At 41.1% G+C, this 21,776-nt stretch carries 14 protein-coding genes; 4 read left to right on the plus strand and 10 right to left on the minus strand.

Annotated elements, in window-relative coordinates:
* From ACULLH_RS14330 to ACULLH_RS14355, 6 genes are all read right to left on the minus strand, one after another.
* Positions 1 to 522: a 5' nucleotidase, NT5C type gene (locus tag ACULLH_RS14330; protein ID WP_454089439.1), complete on the minus strand. Its 522-nt coding sequence runs from the start codon at positions 520 to 522 to the stop codon at positions 1 to 3.
* A gap of 105 nt (positions 523 to 627) precedes the next feature.
* Positions 628 to 1,647, minus strand: a complete 1,020-nt coding sequence (locus ACULLH_RS14335; RefSeq protein WP_454089440.1) for a LacI family DNA-binding transcriptional regulator — start codon at positions 1,645 to 1,647, stop codon at positions 628 to 630.
* Positions 1,648 to 1,678: 31 nt separating this feature from the next.
* Positions 1,679 to 3,295, minus strand: coding sequence for a sodium:solute symporter (locus ACULLH_RS14340; RefSeq protein WP_454089441.1), 1,617 nt, complete (start codon positions 3,293 to 3,295; stop codon positions 1,679 to 1,681).
* Between the two features lie 6 nt (positions 3,296 to 3,301).
* Positions 3,302 to 4,627, minus strand: a complete 1,326-nt coding sequence (gene xylA, locus ACULLH_RS14345; RefSeq protein ID WP_454089442.1) for a xylose isomerase — start codon at positions 4,625 to 4,627, stop codon at positions 3,302 to 3,304.
* Between the two features lies 1 nt (position 4,628).
* Positions 4,629 to 6,113, minus strand: coding sequence for a xylulokinase (locus ACULLH_RS14350; protein ID WP_454089443.1), 1,485 nt, complete (start codon positions 6,111 to 6,113; stop codon positions 4,629 to 4,631).
* 253 nt (positions 6,114 to 6,366) lie between these two features.
* Positions 6,367 to 7,500: a PQQ-dependent sugar dehydrogenase gene (locus ACULLH_RS14355; protein WP_454089444.1), complete on the minus strand. Its 1,134-nt coding sequence runs from the start codon at positions 7,498 to 7,500 to the stop codon at positions 6,367 to 6,369.
* 361 nt (positions 7,501 to 7,861) lie between these two features.
* On the opposite strand from ACULLH_RS14355, the gene ACULLH_RS14360 reads away from it, so the two are divergent.
* From ACULLH_RS14360 to ACULLH_RS14375, 4 genes are read left to right on the plus strand one after another with little or no spacing between them, the layout of a single operon-like run.
* A complete protein-coding gene (locus ACULLH_RS14360; RefSeq protein ID WP_454089445.1) occupies positions 7,862 to 12,097 on the plus strand; it encodes a response regulator in 4,236 nt (1,411 codons plus the stop codon).
* Positions 12,097 to 12,924 carry a CheR family methyltransferase gene (locus ACULLH_RS14365; protein WP_454089446.1) on the plus strand — a complete coding sequence of 276 codons (828 nt, stop codon included), beginning with the start codon at positions 12,097 to 12,099 and terminating at the stop codon, positions 12,922 to 12,924. Before ACULLH_RS14360 ends, ACULLH_RS14365 begins: the two co-directional genes overlap by 1 nt.
* Positions 12,890 to 13,492: a chemotaxis protein CheB gene (locus tag ACULLH_RS14370; RefSeq protein WP_454089447.1), complete on the plus strand. Its 603-nt coding sequence runs from the start codon at positions 12,890 to 12,892 to the stop codon at positions 13,490 to 13,492. Before ACULLH_RS14365 ends, ACULLH_RS14370 begins: the two co-directional genes overlap by 35 nt.
* Before the next feature lies 1 nt (position 13,493).
* Positions 13,494 to 15,038: a hybrid sensor histidine kinase/response regulator gene (locus ACULLH_RS14375; protein ID WP_454089448.1), complete on the plus strand. Its 1,545-nt coding sequence runs from the start codon at positions 13,494 to 13,496 to the stop codon at positions 15,036 to 15,038.
* 21 nt (positions 15,039 to 15,059) lie between these two features.
* On the opposite strand, the gene ACULLH_RS14380 is transcribed toward ACULLH_RS14375, so the two are convergent.
* The 4 genes from ACULLH_RS14380 to ACULLH_RS14395 are packed head-to-tail and all read right to left on the minus strand — an operon-like array spanning position 15,060 to position 21,762.
* Entirely contained in the window at positions 15,060 to 16,673 is a 1,614-nt protein-coding gene (locus ACULLH_RS14380) for a sulfatase family protein (RefSeq protein ID WP_454089449.1), read from the minus strand.
* A 9-nt stretch (positions 16,674 to 16,682) separates the two neighbouring features.
* The gene (gene bglX / locus ACULLH_RS14385; protein ID WP_454089450.1) at positions 16,683 to 18,974 is read right to left on the minus strand and encodes a beta-glucosidase BglX; all 2,292 of its coding nucleotides are present in this window, start codon (positions 18,972 to 18,974) and stop codon (positions 16,683 to 16,685) included.
* Positions 18,975 to 19,016: 42 nt separating this feature from the next.
* A complete protein-coding gene (locus tag ACULLH_RS14390; RefSeq protein WP_454089451.1) occupies positions 19,017 to 20,399 on the minus strand; it encodes a glucoamylase family protein in 1,383 nt (460 codons plus the stop codon).
* On the minus strand, positions 20,389 to 21,762 hold the full coding sequence (locus tag ACULLH_RS14395) for a glucoamylase family protein (protein ID WP_454089452.1): 1,374 nt from the start codon (positions 21,760 to 21,762) through the stop codon (positions 20,389 to 20,391). The genes ACULLH_RS14390 and ACULLH_RS14395 overlap by 11 nt, the downstream gene beginning before the upstream one ends.
* Positions 21,763 to 21,776: the final 14 nt, after the last annotated feature.

A 21,776-nucleotide genomic window follows, 5' to 3' on the forward strand; every position in this document is an offset into this window, starting at 1 on the left:
TTACAAAAGTTTAGCTGCGATTTCATCCCATGAGTTCGCGCGTTCGAATCCGTTACTGTTTACATTGTGTGGGGATGTGAACAGGATGGAACGGCCATCGAACTTCTCCAAATTATAGCTTCTATCATCAATTAGGATATCGCCCTTCAAAATGAACTTATGTCCGCAGAGTATACGTCTCTGCCATGGAATAAAAGGGAAAAATTCATCCAGCCAATCTGACTTTTCTTTTAATGAATTAGGAAATTGCATGGCGGCCGAAGCAATATATACTTCATATTTTTTGTCCAGCTCGGCCAGAATTTCCTGGCTTCCCTCAACAAGCTTTAAATCCCTAAAAAAACCAACTTGCCAAGCATGATTCATTACTTGCTCACGGTGCTCCGCTGGTACACTTTCCCAAGCCTCCTTACCGTGACAATCTTCAAGATTAAGCTGCACACCATACTTTTCTTTATACAAATCCAAATGTGCCCCATAGGTATCGGCAATTACCTCGTCCATGTCAACAAATAGTGTCATTCTAAAAAAATTAAGTCTCGAAGGAATGAAAAAATGGAAGAACCACAAACTCCAATTGCAAAATATAATTGAAAATTAACCTTTCATGAGTAGATCAAAATATGGCTATTCGATGCGTCGTGTTGAATCCCGCTCGATAAGGCTGGTTTTTACCAACTTGGTCGTATAGGGCATCTCCCCTTCGTATTCGATACGGTCTATAAGAATATTGGCCGCCAGCTCCCCGATGTATTTTCCATGTTGACTTACCATCGTCAACGCAGGGGAAACATATTTGGATAATCTGCCATTGGTGAATCCAACAATTGATATCTGGTCGGGAACCTCAATTCCCTTCAGTTTTAGGATATTCAGGGTGTCCACCGCGGTCATTTCATCCAGGGCTATTATCGCATCAATTTCCTTATCATCGAGCAGTAAGGACATCAAAAGTTGGAGGTCATCATTTTTACCAACTTTGACCACATTTTTCTCAACGTAGTCCAAATTATTTTCCAACAACGCCTTCTTGTATCCCTTTACCCTTAGTTTTCCAACACTGGAATTATAAATGGCTGAGACGATGGCTATTTTTTTGCAGCCTGTGTTCAATAGATATTTTGTTGTATTGTACCCTGCTTCAAAATCATCCACAACAATTTTATCACAATCTATTTGTTCACTTACCCTATCGAACAATACCATGGGTATTTGATTCTCCATTACGTTCTGAAGATGTGTTGTATCGCCTTTGGCTTGTGTTTCTTCGGACAAAGACAAAATCAATCCATCGACAATCCCAGAGCCCAATAATTCAACGGTTTGAAGCTCCTTCTTGTAAGATTCATCAGAAATACAACTTATGATCGTGTAACCCCGGGCATTGGCGGATTGTTCAATTCCATAAAAAACCTGGGTGAAAAAATAGTTTAAAATATTGGGGACAACTACTCCAATGGCCTTTGTGGATTTACTCAATAAGTTAAGTGCAATGCGATTGGGTTTGTAATGATTTTCCTTTGCGAATCTCTGTATTTTGAGCTTTACCTTCGGACTGATTTCTGAACTATCCTTAAGCGCTTTAGAGACGGTGGATATGGACACCCCAAAATGGGAAGCAATATCTTTTAAGGTAAGTTTTTTCATAATCCATTAAGTTTAGAGCCAAGGGAACACCTTACCCAGTGAAATAGGTCAGAATGAATATAACCACTGCCACCAATGCCACAGAAAGCACAATATCAATGGTTGACATACTTTCTCTGTTTAGTTGCCTGTCCTCATCGGATAAGGTCCCTAACGCAAGTCCTTTGATCAGGGCATAATTCGGAGGATTGGTCGCCAAACTAACGCCTATGCAAATCACTACGGATAGGATAAACATGAAGATTGCCATATGGGCAAAATTGATCGTTGCGAAGGACAAAAGAACCCCCGATAGATCCGCTTGATATATTTCAGCTAAAATCCGAAGTGCGGCCACCACTAAGCCGGAAAAAAGCGTGACAATAGCCGCTTTTGAGTTTACCCGTTTCCACAGTATTCCCAAGAGAAATACTGCTGTTATCGGTGGAGCAATATAAGATTGAACGCTCTGTAAATATTGATAAAGTACCCCACCCCCTATTTTTTCCATTATCGGAATCCAAATAATTCCCAATACCACAACTATGGTTGTTGCGATTTTGCCTATTCGGAGGAGTTTGCTTTCGGCCGTCAATGGCTTTAATTTTTTATAGATATCGATAGTAAAAATGGTGGAACACGAATTAAAAACTGAAGCCAAAGAGCTCATCAGTGCTGCCATAAGACCTCCAGCTACCAAACCTTTTAAGCCAACCGGAAGCAAGGTTTTTACAAGTACCGGAAAGACCTCATCACTTTTTTCATAGGTCAGTACTCCTTGTTTGGCCAAGGCAAAAGCAATGATTCCGGGAATCAAGAAAATAAAGATGGGCAACAGCTTAAGGTAAGCGCCAAATATAGCTCCCCTCCTACCAATCTTTATATTATTGGCCGCCAGAGTACGCTGAACAATATATTGATCCGTACACCAGTACCAAATACCAACAATAGTTCCCCCTATCAACATGCCTGTCCATGGAAAATCCGGGTCAGAAATGGGTCGCCACATATTGAAATGTTCGCTTCCAGCGACCAAACGCAGTTCTTCCCATCCCCCCACTTCTTGTAAACCAAGGTATGTTATGATCAACGAACCTGCAATAAGGATAACGGTTTGCAATGTCTCAGTATAAATAACTGCTTTCATTCCACCGATAACAGTATAGGCCCCAGTAAAAACCACAATGCCAATAGCGCCATACCAAAAAGGAATCCCCAGTAGTTCGGAAACAACAATTCCACCAGCATAAATTGTAACAGATACTTTGGTTATCACATAACCCACCAACGAAAAAACGGAGAGGAACCACCTGGAGCGACTATCGAACCTTTTTTCCAGAAACTCCGGCATAGTGAAAGCCTTGCTCCTGAAATAAAATGGCAAAAACAGCCATCCTAAAAGCAAAACAATCCATGCATGGAGTTCGTAATGGGCCATGGGCATTCCCGACTCAGCACCGGTTCCTGCCAATCCCACTACATGTTCCGAACCAATATTGGAGGCAAAAATGGATGCTCCTATTACAAACCAGCCAACATTCCGTCCTGCTAGAAAGTAATCTTCGGTGTTTTTGTTCTTTTGAAGAACCACCCAAACAGCAACTCCGATAAGCGCCAAGAGATAGGCGGCTAGCACCCACCAATCGGCAGTTTCCAATATTGATTCCATATGTTTTTAGGTATATTGATTCAAGATGTTTTCAAACAATTCTTGCTTCCCACTTATTTGCTTTGGTTCTCCCTGGGCACCAGCATAGTCATACAAATCTGTCAACGATAAATTTCCAGCTTCGAAATCAGCACCTTTTCCAGAATCGAAAGAGGCATATCGCTTATTTAACAGGGATTCATAGGGTGATTGCTGTATTACTGCATCTGCGATCAACAGAGCTCTAGCAAAAGTGTCGGCCCCACCGATATGGGCTAAAAAGATATCTTCCAAATCCGTGGAGTTTCGCCTGGTTTTAGCATCAAAATTCACACCTCCACCTTGAAGTCCACCAGATTTTAGGAACACAAGCATAGCTTCTGCAACCTCCAAAGTGTTATTAGGAAATTGGTCCGTATCCCATCCGTTTTGATAATCTCCCCTATTGGCATCTATGCTGCCCAACATTCCAGCATTGGCCGCAACCTGAAGTTCATGTTGAAAAGTATGCTGGGCCAAAGTGGCGTGATTCACCTCTATATTGAGTTTAAAGTCATTTTCCAGTCCGTATTCGCGAATGGAATTAATGGATGTCGCCGCATCAAAATCATATTGGTGTTTTGTGGGCTCCATGGGCTTTGGTTCAATAAAGAAAGTTCCCTTAAAACCTTGTCCACGAGCATAATCTTTGGCCATATTTAAAAATCGGCCAATATTGTCCTGTTCTCTTTTCATGTCCGTGTTCAACAAGGACATATAGCCTTCGCGGCCACCCCAGAAAACATAATTCTCACCTCCGAGTGCAATCGTAGCATCCAAGGCTATCTTCACCTGCGCTCCTGCCCTTGCCACAACATTGAAATCCGGATTCGAAGCAGCTCCGTTCATATACCTGGGATTGGAAAAGCAGTTGGATGTACCCCACAACAACTTAACCCCAGATGCCTTTTGTTTCTGCTGAAGATATTCTACAATCTTATGGATTCTACTCTCGGATTCGGATAATGTGCCTGCCTCATCCACCAAATCGTAATCATGAAAACAATAGTAGTCAAAACCTATTTTGGTCATGAATTCGAAAGCGGCATCAGCCTTTTCCTGGGCTGCATGTATCGGATCCGCAGCGGTAGACCATGGAAAGTCTTTGGTTCCAGGACCAAAAGGATCACCTCCAGTACCACATAGTGTATGCCAATACGCCATGGCAAACTTAAAATGTTCGCGCATCGTCTTTCCGGCAACAACTTGTTCCGGATTGTAAAATTTGAATGCTAAAGGATTATCGGAATCTTTTCCTTCAAATTTGATTTCTCCTATACCGTTGAAATATTCTTTATCTCCTAAAAGTGCCATGTTAAATGCTATTTATTATTAGTTCGAGTTCTTTTTTCCAGGCTTCATAAGCCTCTTTATATTTTGATTTGTTTTTATCCGGTGAAAAAGTCATTACATAGTCGCTCTTCATAAAGTTTGAAAACGCCTCATATCCATCCAAAGTAATGACGCAAGCCCTGGCAGCACCAATGGCTCCGGTGGTATTATAAATTTCAATTTCCTGATCTGTCAATGTTGAAATGGTATTGGCAAAAATCTTCGATTGGAAGAGATTGTCGTTACCTGCTCGTATGACCTTTGAATTGATTCCGTCAGATCTCATAATTTCCATACCATACACAAAAGCAAAGGCGATACCTTCGATAGCAGCTCGGCAAAAATGTGCTTTGGAATGACGGTTTAAATCCATGTTGACAATTCGCGTGCCCACATCTTGATTTAGCAGCATACGTTCAGCTCCATTACCAAAAGGAATGACATAAAGACCATCTGAACCTATATTGACTTCATTGGCCAATTGGTTCATCTCCTCATAGGAAGAAACATCCAAATTGTTCAGCAACCATCGATATTGAATGCCTGCACCGTTGATACAGAGTAACTTTCCGATGTTTTGTGTTTTACCCTTGCTATAATTTACATGGGCAAAATTGTTTACGCGTGAACTTTCTTTTACCGAAAGATTATCGGTAACCGCATACACCACCCCAGATGTACCACCTGTGGCCGCAACTTCACCAGGGTTAAAAACATTTAGGGACAAAGCGTTGTTGGGTTGATCTCCTGCCCGATACAGAATTGGTGTCCCCTCTAAAAGTCCACTTTCTATGGCTCCGGTTTGTGAAACCTGTCCTTGATCGCTAAAGGTATCCACCACATCGGGAATTAAATCTTTGGAAAAACCATGATAGCTTAGAATATCTTCCGAAACCTTGTCTTGTTCAAAATCCCAAAAGATGCCTTCCGATAAGCCTGAAATTGTTGTGCTGATAGTCCCAGAAAATCTATAGGCAATATAATCCCCGGGTAGCATGAACTTATGGGTCCTATTAAAATTCCCAGGTTCATTGTCTTTGACCCAACGAAGCTTAGAAGCTGTAAAATTGGCCGGGGAATTCAGCAAATGCTTATCACAATGCCCTTGACCTATACCTTCATAGGTACTGTTGCCAATCTCGACGGCTCGGCTATCACACCAAATAATGGAATTTCGAATGGACTTTCCATTTTCATCAACCAAAACCAAACCATGCATTTGATATGCTATTCCTATCCCCTTTATCTCATGTTCCGATATGCCGTAATCACCTTTTAGCTTGGCAATTCCCTTGCAAACGTGTTCCCACCAGTCCTCAGGCGATTGTTCGGCCCATCCCCTTTGTGGGGCAAGCATTGACATTTCTTCCTCGGGTTCTTGGACCACCCCAACGCTCTTTCCGCTCGCAGATTCTATGAGCGCAACTTTAATAGATGAGCTTCCAAGGTCTATCCCCAAATAATACATTGATTTTTAGTTTGATGGAACTACTCAAATGTAAAAAATGTTAGACCTAATAAGGAGTTTAGCAGAAGGATTCTATTTAAAAATCAAAATAACAACACCAATAAGCAGTGTTTGTATTTGATTTCAAATCATTGAATATCAATCATTTAAAAGTAATTTTTGTTTAACGAAAAATTTTCGAAAAGGTTTTCGTGATTTTTTCGTGCCGTTGGTGACTTTTATCTTCAAGGAATCCAAATTGCCATTTTAATAGCTAAAGCGGTCTTAATCTGTAAATGGCCCCTCCATCGACCCCGATGTATAAATATCCGTCTGGACCTAGTCGTACTACGCGTATTCGTTTTCCAAAATCTTCCAATATCCTTTCTTCGTGCACCACCTTCCCATCTTCCAAAACCAACCGATTTAAATGGGTCAATGCCATGGCCCCGATAAAGAGGTTACCGTTCCATGCTTTGAATTTATCTCCATGATAAAACACCATTCCACTGGGAGCAATGGATGGGGTGTAATAATGTATTGGCTGTTCCAGCCCATCTTTATGGGTGATTCCGTCACCAATGGGATTGTCATCATAGTCGATTCCATGACAAATTATAGGCCATCCATAGTTAAGACCAGATTTAATCAAGTTGAGTTCATCCCCTCCTTTTGGACCGTGTTCATGCAACCATAACTCCCCCGTTTTGGGGTGTAACGTCAATCCCTGTGGGTTTCGATGACCGAGTGACCAAATTTCGGGTTTAGCATCCTCTACATCGACAAAAGGATTGTATTTGGGTATTCTTCCGTCCTCAAAAATTCGCATCACTTTTCCCAAGTGATTGTCCAGAGTCTGTGCGGAATCCATTAAATCGTAACGATCTCCCATGGTAAAAAACAAATATCCATCCTTCAAAACCATTCTGGAGCCATAATGACTGGGCGACTGATAAAATGGAAAGGCAGTAAAAATGCGTTGGACATTCATCAAAGAGTCACCATTTAGTTTCGCTCTGTCAATAGCCATGGAGCTGCTGATCGAATCACCTATGGAATGGGAAAAATATAGCCATCCGTTCGTATCATAGTCCGGATGTAGAAGAATGTCCAATGCACCCCCATCTCCCCGGGAATACGACTTCGGAATACCTTTGAGTATTTTTTTATCCCCTGAATCTATATCAACTTGGATGATTTCACCAGAAAAACGATTGGTGACCAACATCTTTCCGTTTGGAAGGAAGGTCATCCCAAAGGGAACCCGGATGCCATCGGTAACCATTTCCAATTCAAAATTTAGTAATTCACTTTTGTAGATTTTCGATTTGCCAACATCATTGCAACCTACCGTTGTTCCTAACACTAAAATGACCAAAAAGGCAAGGGAGTAATATTTGTAATGCATAAGCCAGAAAATTAATTTTCTGGAATTTGTTGATATCTTCTAGAATGGGCTATCCAATTCTAATAAAACTATGATGGATTTATAAATCCGTAATCTACTGTTTCGGTAAATCAAACACTTCCAAATTACATTTCTGGTTGTATGCTCTAGTCCAAATCATACGCGAAAGCGGTGGAGCAAATCAAAAACTTGGAAAACTTTCTATGTTATGTATACAAATCTTCCATATTTCACGTTGTAAGTAAAAACTTACTTAAAATAGAGATTATTATGATTTTTTACTGACATCGCTTTGCTAGCGCATTGGATTACGAGACACTTTTGAAAAACGAAAAAACCAGTACTAACAAATAAGTATTCCATGCACAGAACAATTTCTTCTCAACAAAGGCTAAAAAACTCGGTCGCTTTGATTGTATGTTCCTCGCTGTTGGCCTTCATACTTTTATCCATTTTTATCCTATGGTTGAGCCAAGATGAATTTACCTCATCTACTTGGACAGTGGCATTTGTTCTACTCGCCTCAATCCTAATTACCGGAACATTTTCATATAGGAGTATCAAAAAGATGTTTTATGCTGGGCAGCGTCTCCTACAGAATGATGCCAAGAACAAAGCTATCCTAAAAGATGCCTCCGATGGCATTATCACCTTAAAAGAAGATTTGACCATTTCATCTTATAATCGAACTGCGGAAAATCTGTTTCAATATGAGTATAAGGAGATCAAGGGCAAAAATATTGGTATCCTCTTGTCCGATCAATCCAATGTATCCAATGAAGTATTGGAAAATATCCAACTCACCAACAAGAATCACAGAGTTATATGTAAACGAAAAGATGGAACCACATTTCCCGCACTTTTGTCCATCACCGAGGTCAATGTAAACGACACCAAGATATGGACAGGTGTATTTCGTGACCTTACAGAAGATACCTTACAACAAGAAGAAATTGAGAGAAGAACCGAGGAACTCGAAAAACAGCGCTGGATAAAAACGGCAATATCGCAAGTTTATGAGGTTACCAAAGGAGTACAGGACATAAGCGTATTAACAACAATACTGAGTGGTGCAATAAGCAAATTATTGAAAGCTTCCGTAGGCACATTTTATCTAAGCCAACACCTCTTCGACTGTGAATGCACAAAATTAAAACTTTATGGGAGCTATGCTTTCAGGAACACAACGGGTTTGCCCGAAAGTCTTGAAAAAGGTGAAGGACTGGTCGGTCAATGCGCTCTAGAAGGAGAACCCATTTATGTTCAGGATATCCCTGAAAATTACTTAGAAATCAATTCAAGTGCCGGAAAAACTGCTCCCAAGGAAATATCCATAATTCCTATAAAACATAACAAGGAAATTATAGCAGTCATGGAGTTTGGGACTGTGGACAGTTTCAATGAGGCTCAAAAGGAATTCATTAAAGAAATAAGTTCTTCTATTGGTATTATAATAAAAGGAATTGTTGAACGAACCAAAACGGAAGAACTTTCTATTGAGGTCAACAATCAAATCTCGGCCATTAACCGCTCCAATGCAGCTATCGAATTTGACCTTGAAGGAAACATTCTAACCGCCAATAATCTTTTTCTTGAACTTATGGAATATCCTTTGGAAGAGATTGAAGGAAAGCACCATAAAATATTTGTTGAAGCAGGGTATTCAAAATCTGCAGAGTACAAGAATTTTTGGAAAGAGCTCAAAAATGGGGAATTCAAACAAGGAGAGTTTGAACGAAAAGGAAAAGATGGTAAACCCATTTGGATTCAGGGTTCATACAATCCCATTCTTGATGTCGATGAAAAACCGTATAAGATTCTTAAGGTCGCCGTTGATATTACTCAACAAAAAATTCAACAAATAAGAACCGAGGAACTTTCCATTGAAGTTAACAATCAAATCTCTGCCATCAATAGATCCAATGCGGCCATCGAGTTTGATTTGGATGGCCATGTACTCACAGCGAATGACCTTTTTCTTGACCTCATGGGCTTTACCTTGGAAGAAATCAAAGGAAAACACCATAAAATATTTGTTGGGAGCAACTATTCCAAATCAAATGAGTACAAAGATTTCTGGAAGGAGCTCAAAAACGGAGAATTCAAACAAGGAGAGTTTGAACGCAGAAGAAAGGATCGAAAACCTGTTTGGATTCAGGGCTCATACAACCCCATACTGGATTCGGAGGGCAAACCCTATAAAATTCTCAAAATAGCGGTTGATATTACTGAACAAAAGGAAATCCAGTTTGAGGTCCAAAAGCAAAAAGAAGTGGTTGAGGCCCAGGAAGAGGAACTAAGGGTATCGAACGAGGAATTGACCAAACAAGCAAGCTTGCTGCAGGCTTCGGAGGAGGAATTGAGACAACAGCAGGAGGAGCTTGAAAAAGCCAACGTGCTTTTGGAAGAAAAAGCCCAGCAACTAGAAGAGCAACACTTAAGTGTGGTAGAAAAGAATGCAGCTTTGGAGCAAGCCAGAACTGCGTTGGTCATTAAAACGGAGGAGCTTGAAAAAAGTGGGAGGTATAAATCTGAATTTTTGGCCAACATGTCCCATGAGCTTCGAACACCCCTTAATAGTGTAATTATCCTTTCAAAACTGCTGCAGGACAACAAATCAAAAAACCTTACGGATAAACAGATTGAGTTTTCCCAAATCATCAACAAATCAGGGGAAGACTTGCTCAATTTAATCAACGAAGTACTTGATTTGGCCAAGGTGGAATCTGGAAAAATTGAATTGGAAATTGAATCCCATGACTTGCGCACTTATGCCGAGGAGAGCAAAAAGACGTTTGTAGCCATTGCTGAAGACAATAAAGTGAATTTTGTATTAAAGGTTGATGAATCACTTCCGGAAACCTTCGTTTCAGACACCCAACGATTAAATCAAGTAGTAAAAAATCTGCTCAGCAACGCCTTTAAGTTCACCGATGAAGATGGAACGGTGACGTTGGAGTATAAAAATTCCAAAACCCTTCCCAAGTTCTCAAATCCATCACTTTTAAAACATGAAAACGTCTTACAGATCTCTGTAACGGATACGGGCATCGGTATCACACCTGAAAAGTTGGATTCTATTTTTGAAGCTTTTGTACAGGAAGATGGCACGACCCAAAGAAAATATGGAGGAACAGGTCTTGGTTTGAGTATTTCCAAGGAACTTGTAAAACTTCTTGGTGGGGAGATTTTTGTAGAAAGTACGGTTGGAAAAGGCTCTACTTTCTCTTTATTCCTGCCTTTTGATAGTTCCGAAGCGGCCCATACGGAATCCTATGTTGAAAAAGTTGAGCATGAAGTAGTTTCTACCGAAAATGAAATCATCGAACCTCAAAAAGAAGAGGCAGCGCCTTCCGACAAACCCAAAACAAAAAGTGCTGGTAAAAAACTTAAAGCTGTGATCGCAGATGACCGCAATCAGCTACAAAAAGGTGATTCTGTGATTTTGGTTGTTGAAGATGACCTTCAATTTGCAAAAGTGTTGCTCGACCAAGCGCGAGAAAATGGTTTTAAGGTATTGGTGACCGATCAAGGTGACAAAGCTATTGAACATGTCGAAGTCTATAATCCCAATGCCATCATTTTAGATATGCAACTTCCTGTGATGGACGGTTGGACAGTACTTAAAAAGTTAAAGGCGAATGAAAATCACGCACATATCCCGGTTCATATCATGTCAGGAATAGACAAAACCAAATTGGGATTGGAATTGGGCGCTGTTGAATACTTGGTAAAACCTATTGCCCTTGAAACCTTGGAACAGACTTTCTTCTCGATTTCAAAAAGTATAAACGGAGCAGATGTAAAGAAAGTTCTCATCATCGAGGACGATGAATCCAATAATCAGGCCTTGCAGGAGATGGTCAAAAGTAAGAGCTTGGAAGCGATTGCAGCAAAAAATGCCAAGGATGCCAGGGTATTGTTCAAAAATGAACACCCAGATTTGGTTGTTTTGGATCTTGGACTTCCGGATATCGATGGCATTGAATTATTGAGTGAGTTAAAAACACAGAAAAAAGAAGTTCCGGTAATCGTGTTTACAGGTCGTGAATTGACCAAAAAGGAACTGAAACAAATTGAACGCCATAAGGATACTTCCGTGGTTTTGAAGACCACCAAGTCCTATGATCGACTTTCTGAGGAGACAGAGCTCTTTTTGAACATGCTCAATTCCACGCAGACCGAATATCCTGTTCTACCCCCTAAAGAATTCAATTCGGAAGATATCATTAAGGGAAAGCGAATCCTTATTGTAGATGACGATATGCGAAATATTTACGCTTTGGAAACGGTTCTTGAAGCTGAGAAAGCACAGGTAACCGTTGCCACCAACGGTGCAGAAGCCGTTGAAGAAGTCAAAACAGGTGAGTTTGATGCGGTCTTAATGGATATTATGATGCCCGTAATGGATGGCTACGAAGCCACGGAAAAAATTAGGGCCATGGGACACAAAAAACTGCCCATTATCGCCCTTACCGCCAAAGCGATGAAAGGAGACCGGGAAAAATGTTTGGAGGCTGGGGTAAACGACTATATGTCAAAACCCCTTGATGTGGAAAAACTGTTGTCGCTGTTAAAAGTTTGGTTATATAATTAATGGAAACATTTGTCGAAATATCAGAAAATGAGTTGGCTGATTTTATTCAGATATCCAACAATTTATACGGACTTGATTTTTCAGGCTATGCACAAGAATCCCTTAGAAGGCGTGTATTACGACTTATGAAACTCAAGGCATGTGACTCATTTACCGCATTCAAGTACTTTCTTGCCAATCAAAGTTTAAGTGATGATGATCTGTTAAATGAAATCACGGTCAACACCACAGAAATGTTTCGGGATCATGGAGTGTTCAGATTTTTAAAGGAAGAGGTTTTTAGTGTTTTGGAGACCTATCCAAGAATCAATATTTGGCATGCAGGATGTTCAACCGGTGAAGAACCTTTGGGTCTTGCCATATTGCTGAAGGAACAGAACCTGCTGAAAAGATCGATCCAGTACTGCACGGACATTAACTCTGATGCCCTAAGTCAGGCCAAGAAAGGAATCTATGGGTTGAAGGAAATGAAGGAGTACTCAACCAATTATATAAAATCAGGTGGTGAGCTATCACTGTCCGATTACTATGTGGCGCAGTACGGGAAAGTCAAAATGAACAATGAACTGAGCAAGAACATGGTATATACAAAACATAATTTGGTAAATGGTACCTCATTCAACCAAATGCATATGATCATGTGCCGAAATGTCTTCATTTATCTGACTTCGGAACAACAGGATAGAATCCTACGTCTGTTTATAGACAGTTTGGTTCCGCGTGGATATTTGATTTTGGGGTCAAAGGAAAGTGCAATTTTCTCATCTGTTTTAAATGAATTGGAAATAATCAATGGCAAACTCAAGATATACAGAAAAAAAAGATAGCACGGAATGCCTTAAGGTGGTACTCTTTTGTGGTTCTTCTGGAGCCATTGAAGTACTTGAACTCTTTTTGTCAAGCCTGGAAGAGATCCTTAAGGTTGCCATCGTAGTGGTATTGCATCGAAAAGTTGATGTTCATGATCATTTGACCAACTATCTGGACAAAAAAATAAATGTACCAGTAAAGACCGTGGAACACGGAACAAAATTGGAAAAAGGAGTGGTTTACCTGGTACCTGCTGGCTACCACTGCATTCTGGAAAAGAACAAGACCTTAAGTCTTGACCTCAGTGAAAAGGTTATGTTTTCCAGACCTTCAGCAGACGTTTCGTTGGAATCTTTTTCCTATAACCTTAAGGACCATTTGATTGCCATTATTGTTAGTGGCGCCAATTCCGACGGAGCCAATGGGGTAAAATGGGTTCGAAAACGAGGAGGTAAAATTATTGTGCAGGATCCTGTTGAAGCTTTTGCGAAAGCCATGCCGTGTGCTTCGATTGAAGCCGTAGAAAAGGTGGACAGCATTGTACCTGCAAACGAAATTTATAATACAGCAGCTAAATATTTTTAAAATGGACAAAGCCAAAATTCTTATTGTAGACGATTTGGTGGAGAATCTGTACTCTTTGGAACAGATCATTGAAAACGAAGATCGGGAGATAATATCGGCCACCAGTGGAAACGAGGCTCTAAAATTGGCCAGAACCCATGAATTTGCCTTGGTCATCACCGATGTTCAAATGCCTGAAATGAACGGCTTTGAATTTGTGGAAATCTTTAGAAGCAAAAAAGAAAACAAGCACATTCCTGTAATATTTGCGACGGCCATCAATAAGGAAAAGCAATATGTGATCAAGGGATACTCTGAAGGTGCCGTGGATTATCTATACAAACCTTTAGATCCAGATATTGTATCGGCCAAGGTTGACATTTTTGTTACGCTTTTCAACCAAAAACGGGCGTTGGAGCTACAAAACCGGGAGTTGGATGCATTGAACAAGCTAAAAAGCAAGTTTTTGGGCATGGCAGCCCATGACATCAGAAATCCGCTGGCAATCATTGAGTTCTACTCCAAATCCTTGCTAACAGAATTAAAACTTGTCTTGAAAGATGCATCAAAAATCCAAGAACTCGAGAACATTGTAGTGTCTACCAAGTTTGCCCAAAACCTTGTAAACGATTTCCTTGACATCAGTAAAATGGAATCCGGGAATATAGATTTGACCGAGGAAATGGTAGAGGTTCAATCGTTCTTGGAGACCAACATTCGATTCAACCAAGTGTTCGCAGATAAAAAGAACATAAGCCTAAAGAGCAAGATCAAGGTAGATAAGCTTACATCGGCCTTTGATAAAAACAAAATGAACCAGGTGCTCAATAATTTGATCACCAATGCTATAAAGTTTTCACATGAAGGTACCACCATTCGCCTCGAGGCGGAAAAAAAGGGCAACACCCTAATCCTTTCCCTTCAAGATGAAGGTCTGGGTATTCCTAAAAGTGAAATTGACCAATTATTCAATCCCTTCGCTAAAACATCGGTAAAATCAACCGCCGGGGAAAAAAGCACGGGACTTGGACTCATGATAGTCAAAAAAATAGTGGATGCCCACAACGCCAAAATATCAGTAATCAGCGAGGTCGGAGTTGGTTCGTGCTTTAAAATTGAACTTCCAATTAAGGAACTGGAGCCGACAGAAACACAATCTGAGCAGATTGCTGGTGAAGAAATCCAACTTGAGGATGAAAAATTAAACATTGTGGTGGTAGATGATGACATTTTGATGCGCACACTAACTGAGGTGGTCTTCAGCAAAATTGGTGGAAATATCACAATGCTAGAAGATGGAGCCTCGCTTCTTGATCAAGTGGATTCCTTAAATCCTGATTTAGTTTTTACCGATATCAATATGCCGGGAATCAGTGGTTATGAGCTTGTAAAGGAAATGCGAAGCAAAGGTGTATCCATACCAATTTTTGGGTTGACAGGCTTGATCAACGATGAGGTACAATCACTTTCCAAGAAATCGGGAATGGACGGTGTTTACGAAAAACCACCTGTTGAAACCATGCTTAAGCATATAATTTCACAAGTCTGTGAAGAGCGAGTGGTATAGAAATCAAACTGTGGACCACACTCATTTTGACATCGGGGTTCCGCGAAGTCGCTTGAAAGATTCGTAAGCTTTGTTTATTTCATCAGCAGAGGCCTTTTCGAACTCTTTTTCATCTACTTCATAGTGTAATTGGAGACTATCCAGCTTTTGATGCATCAATTTAATTTCATCAACATAAGCTTCATCATCAATGGCATTGTATAGCTCTCGGGGATCCTCTTCCAAGTCATAAAATTCCCAAGCATCAATATCATCATAAAAATGGATTAGTTTATAGCGCTTTGTCCGAATTCCGTATTGTTTTTTTACCATATGAAATGCTGGATAATCATAATAATGATAATATATAGCGTCTTTAAAATCCTGTTTTGAACCTTCAAGAAGTTGCCTAAAAGATTCTCCTTGCATAGCTTCGGTATATTCCTTTCCTCCAGCCAAATCCAAAAAAGTAGGTGTAAAATCAAGGTTTTGGACCATGGCATCGATTGAAGTATTGGGTTCTATTACCCCTGGCAACTGCATAAGCAAGGGCATACGAAGCGATTCTTCATACATGAAGCGTTTGTCGAACCATCCTTTTTCCCCTAGGTAAAATCCCTGATCCGAGGTATATACCACCAGCGTATTGTGGTGCAGTTGGTTTGCCTCCAGGTAATCCAATATCTTACCAACACCTTCGTCAACGGCAGCCACTGTAGCAAGATAATCTTGCAAATATCTTTGCCCTTTCCAAACGGCCAGCTCTCTTCCTGAAAGTTTGGCCTTATGGAATGCATCATTTTTTGGCTTGTAGGTAGCATCCCATTCTTTTCGCTGCTCCGGTGACATTCGGTCAAAATCGGTGGTCCATGGATTGTGTGCCAATTCACTACTGCCATAAGCTACAGTCATTTTTAAGTCATGTCCCTCATACATATCCGTAAATATGGTTTGCTGTTGCTGTAGGGCCGCTTCTTGATTTGTATGCGAAGTAAAATAGGTTTTTGGCAAAGGAAATGTAATGGAATCATACTTATTCGCATGCCGGAGTGCAGGCATCCAATTTCTATGTGGGGCCTTATGGTGGACCATTAAGAAAAAAGGTTTATCCTTGTTTCTTCCATGTAACCAATCCAAACTTTTTGAGGTCACGATATCTGTCGCATAACCTTCCACCATGGTGGTGTCAATGCCCTTTATAAATTCCGGATTGTAATAATTTCCTTGATCATTTAAAATATCCCAATGGTCAAAACCTGTAGGTTCACCATGTAAATGCCATTTTCCTATTATGGATGTTTCGTAACCCAGTTTTTGAAGGTATTTGGGCAGTGTCGCTTGACTGTTATCAAACCTTTCTCCATTCATTCGAAACCCATTAACATGACTATGTTTTCCGGTTAGAATTACCGCCCTACTTGGACCACAAATAGCGTTAGTACAAAAACTATTTTGGAAAATTGTGCCATTTTTGGCCAAACGATCAATGTTTGGTGTCGGCGCCAGTTTGGATAATTCGTGCCCATAGGCACTTATGGCCTGAAATGCATGGTCATCGGCCATTATAAAAACAATGTTGGGCGGTGGGTTTTCCACTTTCTCCGTCTTGCAAGCCAAAAACAGCAAAATCCCAATTACCATTAGTCTCCAACTCATACCGACAGATTAATATTGACCTGACAAATCTTTTAAGGTAAATGCCTCCTTTAGGTCGGCATCAGAATTCGAACCCACAAAAACCTCAAACTTTCCAGGTTCTGCAACAAATTCCATATTACTATCATAAAATTTCAAATCATCTGGTTCTAAATTCAGTGTGATCGTTTTACTTTCTCCCTTTCGTATGCGTATTTTTTTAAATCCCTTGAGCTGTTTTTTAGGTGGAGTGATGCTTCTAACTACATCTCTGAGGTACAATTGCACGACTTCTTCTCCATCAAAATCACCTTTGTTTTTAACCGTTACGGTTACCTCAATGGACTCTTCTTGGGCAATTTGTTTTTTACTCAGTTTTAAATCAGAATATTCGAATGAGGTATAGCTTAAACCATACCCAAAAGGCAGCAACGGTGAATTGGCAACATCCAAATAATTAGAGGTGAATTTCTTAAACTCCTTTGGAGCTGGTCTCCCCGTATTTTTTGAGCTGTGATAAATGGGAATCTGTCCCACATTTCGTGGCCATGTAGCCGTTAGTTTTCCGGAAGGATTGTACGCTCCATAAACAACGTCCGCTATTGCATTACCGGCTTCTACTCCGGGATGCCACACCTGTAATAAAGCAATTGGCATGTCATACTCTTCTGGGATGGTCAATGGTCTTCCACTCATAAGAATGACCGCTACAGGTTTACCCGTTTCCACTAACGCTTTTAATAGCTTCTTTTGACTCTTAGGAATTGAAAGGTCGGTTCGACTTGCAGCCTCACCACTCATTTCTGTAGCTTCACCCAGCACTGCCACTACAACATCTGATGAACTGGCAATCTGTTTTGCTTCCTCCAACAGTACTTCTGGTGAGCGTTCATCAATTTGAATCCTGGGTCCAAAAACATTCACCTTTTTGGCAAAATCTACATCATCCGAAATGTTCGCACCCTTTGCATATTGAATAGTTGCATTTGGTATGGCATTTTTGAATCCTTCCAAAACGGTTACCGCCAGATCAGTGTTTCCAGTCGGGGCCCAGGTTCCCAACATGTTGTTTCGGCTATGGGCCAAAGGGCCAATCAGTGCAATTTTAGCGGTCTTTTGTAAAGGAAGAATTTGATTGTGATTTTTGAGCAGCACAAACGAACGCGTCGCAAGTTTACGGGCCAAAGCCCTGTTGTCCGCTGATAGAATTTCAGTTTTGGCTCTGTCAACATCCAAATAACGATAAGGGTCATCAAAGAGTCCCGCTCTAAATTTGGCTTCCAAAACTCTTCTACAGGCTTTGGTAATTTCCCCTTCTGTAAGCGTCCCCTCTTCCACCGATTTTTTTAGGGTAGTCAAAAAGCCTTCGCCGACCATGTCCATGTCAAGTCCTGCCTTCAAGGCGAGGTTTGAAACGGCTTGTAGATTTCCAAGTCCATGGGCCACCATTTCATTGACGGAAGTATAATCTGAAACCACAAAACCATCAAAACCCCAGCGCTCTCGAAGTAAGGAGGTCAATAACCACTTATTTCCAGAAGCAGGTACACCATCTACATCGTTAAAAGAACTCATTACACTTACCACTCCAGCATCAACCGCAGCTTTGTACGGAGGTAGATATTGATTGAACATTTTTGTCTTGCTCATATCAACCGAATGATAATCCCTTCCTGCTTCGGAAGCTCCATAAAGGGCCATGTGCTTTACACAAGCCAACATGGTGTTCGAAGCGCTTAAATCATTTCCTTGATAACCGTTCACCATAGCCTTGGCAATTGCAGATCCAAGAAAAGGGTCCTCCCCTGCTCCTTCGGCAATTCGTCCCCATCTGGGGTCACGGGCAATATCGACCATGGGAGAAAAATTCCACATAATACCATCGGCTGTTGCTTCGGAAGCAGCCATTTTAGCAGCTTTTTCTATTAAATCCATGTCCCAACTACATGAAAGACCCAGCGGGATAGGATAGGTAGTTTTATAGCCATGGATTACATCAGCACCTATTAATAATGGAATCTTTAGACGCGTATGGTTTACGGCCATTTCTTGGGCCATTCGAACCTTTTCGGGCCCAGAAACCCCAAAAAGACCTCCGACCTGACCTGCTTTTATCTTGGCTTCAACATTTTTACTGACCACAGCACCAGTGGCAACTCCGCCGCCAGGGGTAAGTAGATTCAACTGTCCTATCTTCTCCTCCAAGGTCATTTTTTTTACCAACTCCTCTACTTGAGGAATGGCGCCATTGGACTGCCCCAACAGACCATCAAGGCATAAAAGAAAGAGGACAAAAGTTGTTATAAGGTGTTTTACTTTCATTGTATTGTATTGCATCAGCGGTAAATAGTTACTTCCGCTATTTTACTTGAGGTATTGAAATCCCAAAAGGTCTAGGCCGTTTTGCACATCTTCATTTTGCATGAACAGATTCCACAATAGGCCAGTTCTGTGGTTTTCAATCATAATAATTTGAGGTCCTTGGTCTATTGCCAAATAAGCATCTGCCACCCAAAAATTGTGCTCTGGACTGAATGCATCATAAAATCCGGCAGGTCCCAACAATTTATCCTTATTCCTATAGAAATAATGCATGGCCCTAATGGATTTGTCAGGCGTATATGGGATAGAAGAAATGGCCGCAGTAGGAGAAATCACCCCAATATCATTGGCCGGATGATGCGCATTGTATCCACGGGTACCGTCATTGTTTCTGGAATAGCTGGCGGTCAACCCCCAGCAATCTGGTCCGTAATCCTCAAAGTTTTTGGGATTTTCCACACAATATTGGTAGTTGATGTTACTATGGTTGGCGTTTACATTCCAATAGCTCACATGGTCGTCAGAAAGTCCATTTGGATTTAAGCCCAAATAGGAATAATGGGCCCAAAACAAAGGACCGCCATATTGTTGGGCTCCTGGATGTCTTACCAAAAGTGGTAATCCGTATTGTGTATTTGAGGAGGTAAAACCACCATTGGACGCCCATCCGTTGGTATACACCTCTTTTGTAATACCATAATCTGGCGAAGCTGCTGCCAAAACATAGGTAATCAATACCTCATTATACCCCTTAAGTTCTAAATTGATATCAAATCCAAAATTTGGGCTCCAGTGCCAATACAGGGCATTTTTATTCTGGGTAAACCAGTCCCATTCTACGCCTTTCCATAGATTATCGGCTTGCTCCGCAAGGGCTTTCTCGGAATCAGATCCATTTTTGAAATATTCCTTGATGCAAATAAGGCCTTGAACCAAAAAGGCGGTTTCCACCAAATCTCCACCGTTATCGGACGGACTAAAAGGGATTACAGATCCATTGTTTCCATTAATCCAGTGGGACCAAGCTCCATGGAATCGGTCCGCATTCTCCAAAAAATCCAATAGGGTTGCAATCCGTTCCACAGCTTGCTCACGGGTGACATAAGCCCGTTCTATCCCCACTAAAATGGCCATTAAACCAAAACCGGTTCCGCCGGAAGTTACCACATGTGCATCCCTGCCAGGTTCGTTTGGGTGGTAGCGTTCCCGTGCTCCGCCAGAGTTCGCTTCAGCAAAATCCCAAAAGTATTTGAAGGTTTCACGTTGGGTGAGGTTCAACAGCTCTGTATCACTTATGGTAGGTTCCGGGGGTGTAACGGAATCATCCTCTGGAAAAGGGGTTGGGGAATAGGAATAATCATCCTCTCCACAAGCCATAAACAGCAGGGTGAAAAGCAAAATAAAGGATGTGTACTTACCCTTCATTTTTGTCATATTTATGTTGAAACCCTAATCTTTTAAGACCTTTGCGAACATCACTGTTTGCCATAAAAAGTTTCCATAACAAACCACTTCTATAGTTTTCAATCATTACAGGAATCGGGCCTTGATCAATTGCCAGATATCTTGGCAGATACCAGTTCTTTTCAAGACTAAATGCATCATAAGGGCCATATTTACCAATAAGACTGTCCTGCTCAGTGTACAAAAACTTTAAAAATCGCATACTTTCCTCAGGGGTATAGGGCATGGAGGAAAGGGCTGCCGTAGGTGAAATGACCCCGATATCCTGGTCTGGTCTATGACCTGCATAACCTTTGGGAGAGTAACTTGAGGTCAATCCCCAACAGTTTTCTCCATAGCCCTTAAATTTATTGGGGTTTTCCATACTATGTCTATAATGAATCAAGGCATGGTTAACATTCAAAAGTTCGTAATCGGCATAGGAATCCGATAGTCCGTTTGGATCCAGTCCCAGGTAGGAATAATGAGCCCAAAACAAAGGTCCAACAGGTGCGCTATCGTGCTCATAATGGTCTAATTCCGTTTCTAGTCCATAGTAATTGGTTCCCTCAGTAATTTTACCATTTCTTGCCCATCCTTTTTGATATACTTCTTTTTCGATGGTGTGTGTGGGAGAACTGGCGGCAAGGATATACATGATCAAAGCTTCATTATAACCGCCGACGGGAAAATTCATTTCCCATTGATAATCCGGGCTCCAATGCCAATACAACACATCTTCGCCTCCCTTGGTGTACCAGTCCCATTCCACACCTTCCCAGAGTTCCTGAATCTTTGCACAAAGCTTTTGTTCCCGTTCATTGCCCTGACTGAAATACTCCTTTACCGTTAGCAAACCTTGTATCAAAAATGCTGTTTCAACTAAATCCCCACCATTATCTTTGGGACTGAAGGGAGCGGTTTGTCCATTCGGCATAAGCCAATGGGGCCAAGCTCCATGAAAACGATCTGCTTTTTCAAGAAAGTCGACAGCTTTCTCAAATCTGTCCAAAGCTTGGGATCTTGTCACAAATCCTCTCTCAATACCTACTAGAATGGCCATCAAACCAAAACCTGAACCTCCAATGGTTACAATGTCCTTGTCATGGCTTGGATATATATTATCTAAATGGATTCGTTCACGAGCCAAACCAGAAATAGGTTCCGCTCCTTCCCAGAAATAGTTGAATGTCTGCTGCTGTACCAAATCCAACAATTCGGTATCGGAATAGGCTTTTTTTGCAGTATGTTCTGCTTTAGCATGGTCCTTAGAAGCTCTTTGGCCATTGCACCCTGCTACTAAGGATACAACGACCAAAGAGACTGAAATTAAAACTAACCTCATTGAAAATTAACTAA

This window comes from Flagellimonas sp. 2504JD4-2 (assembly GCF_053642935.1).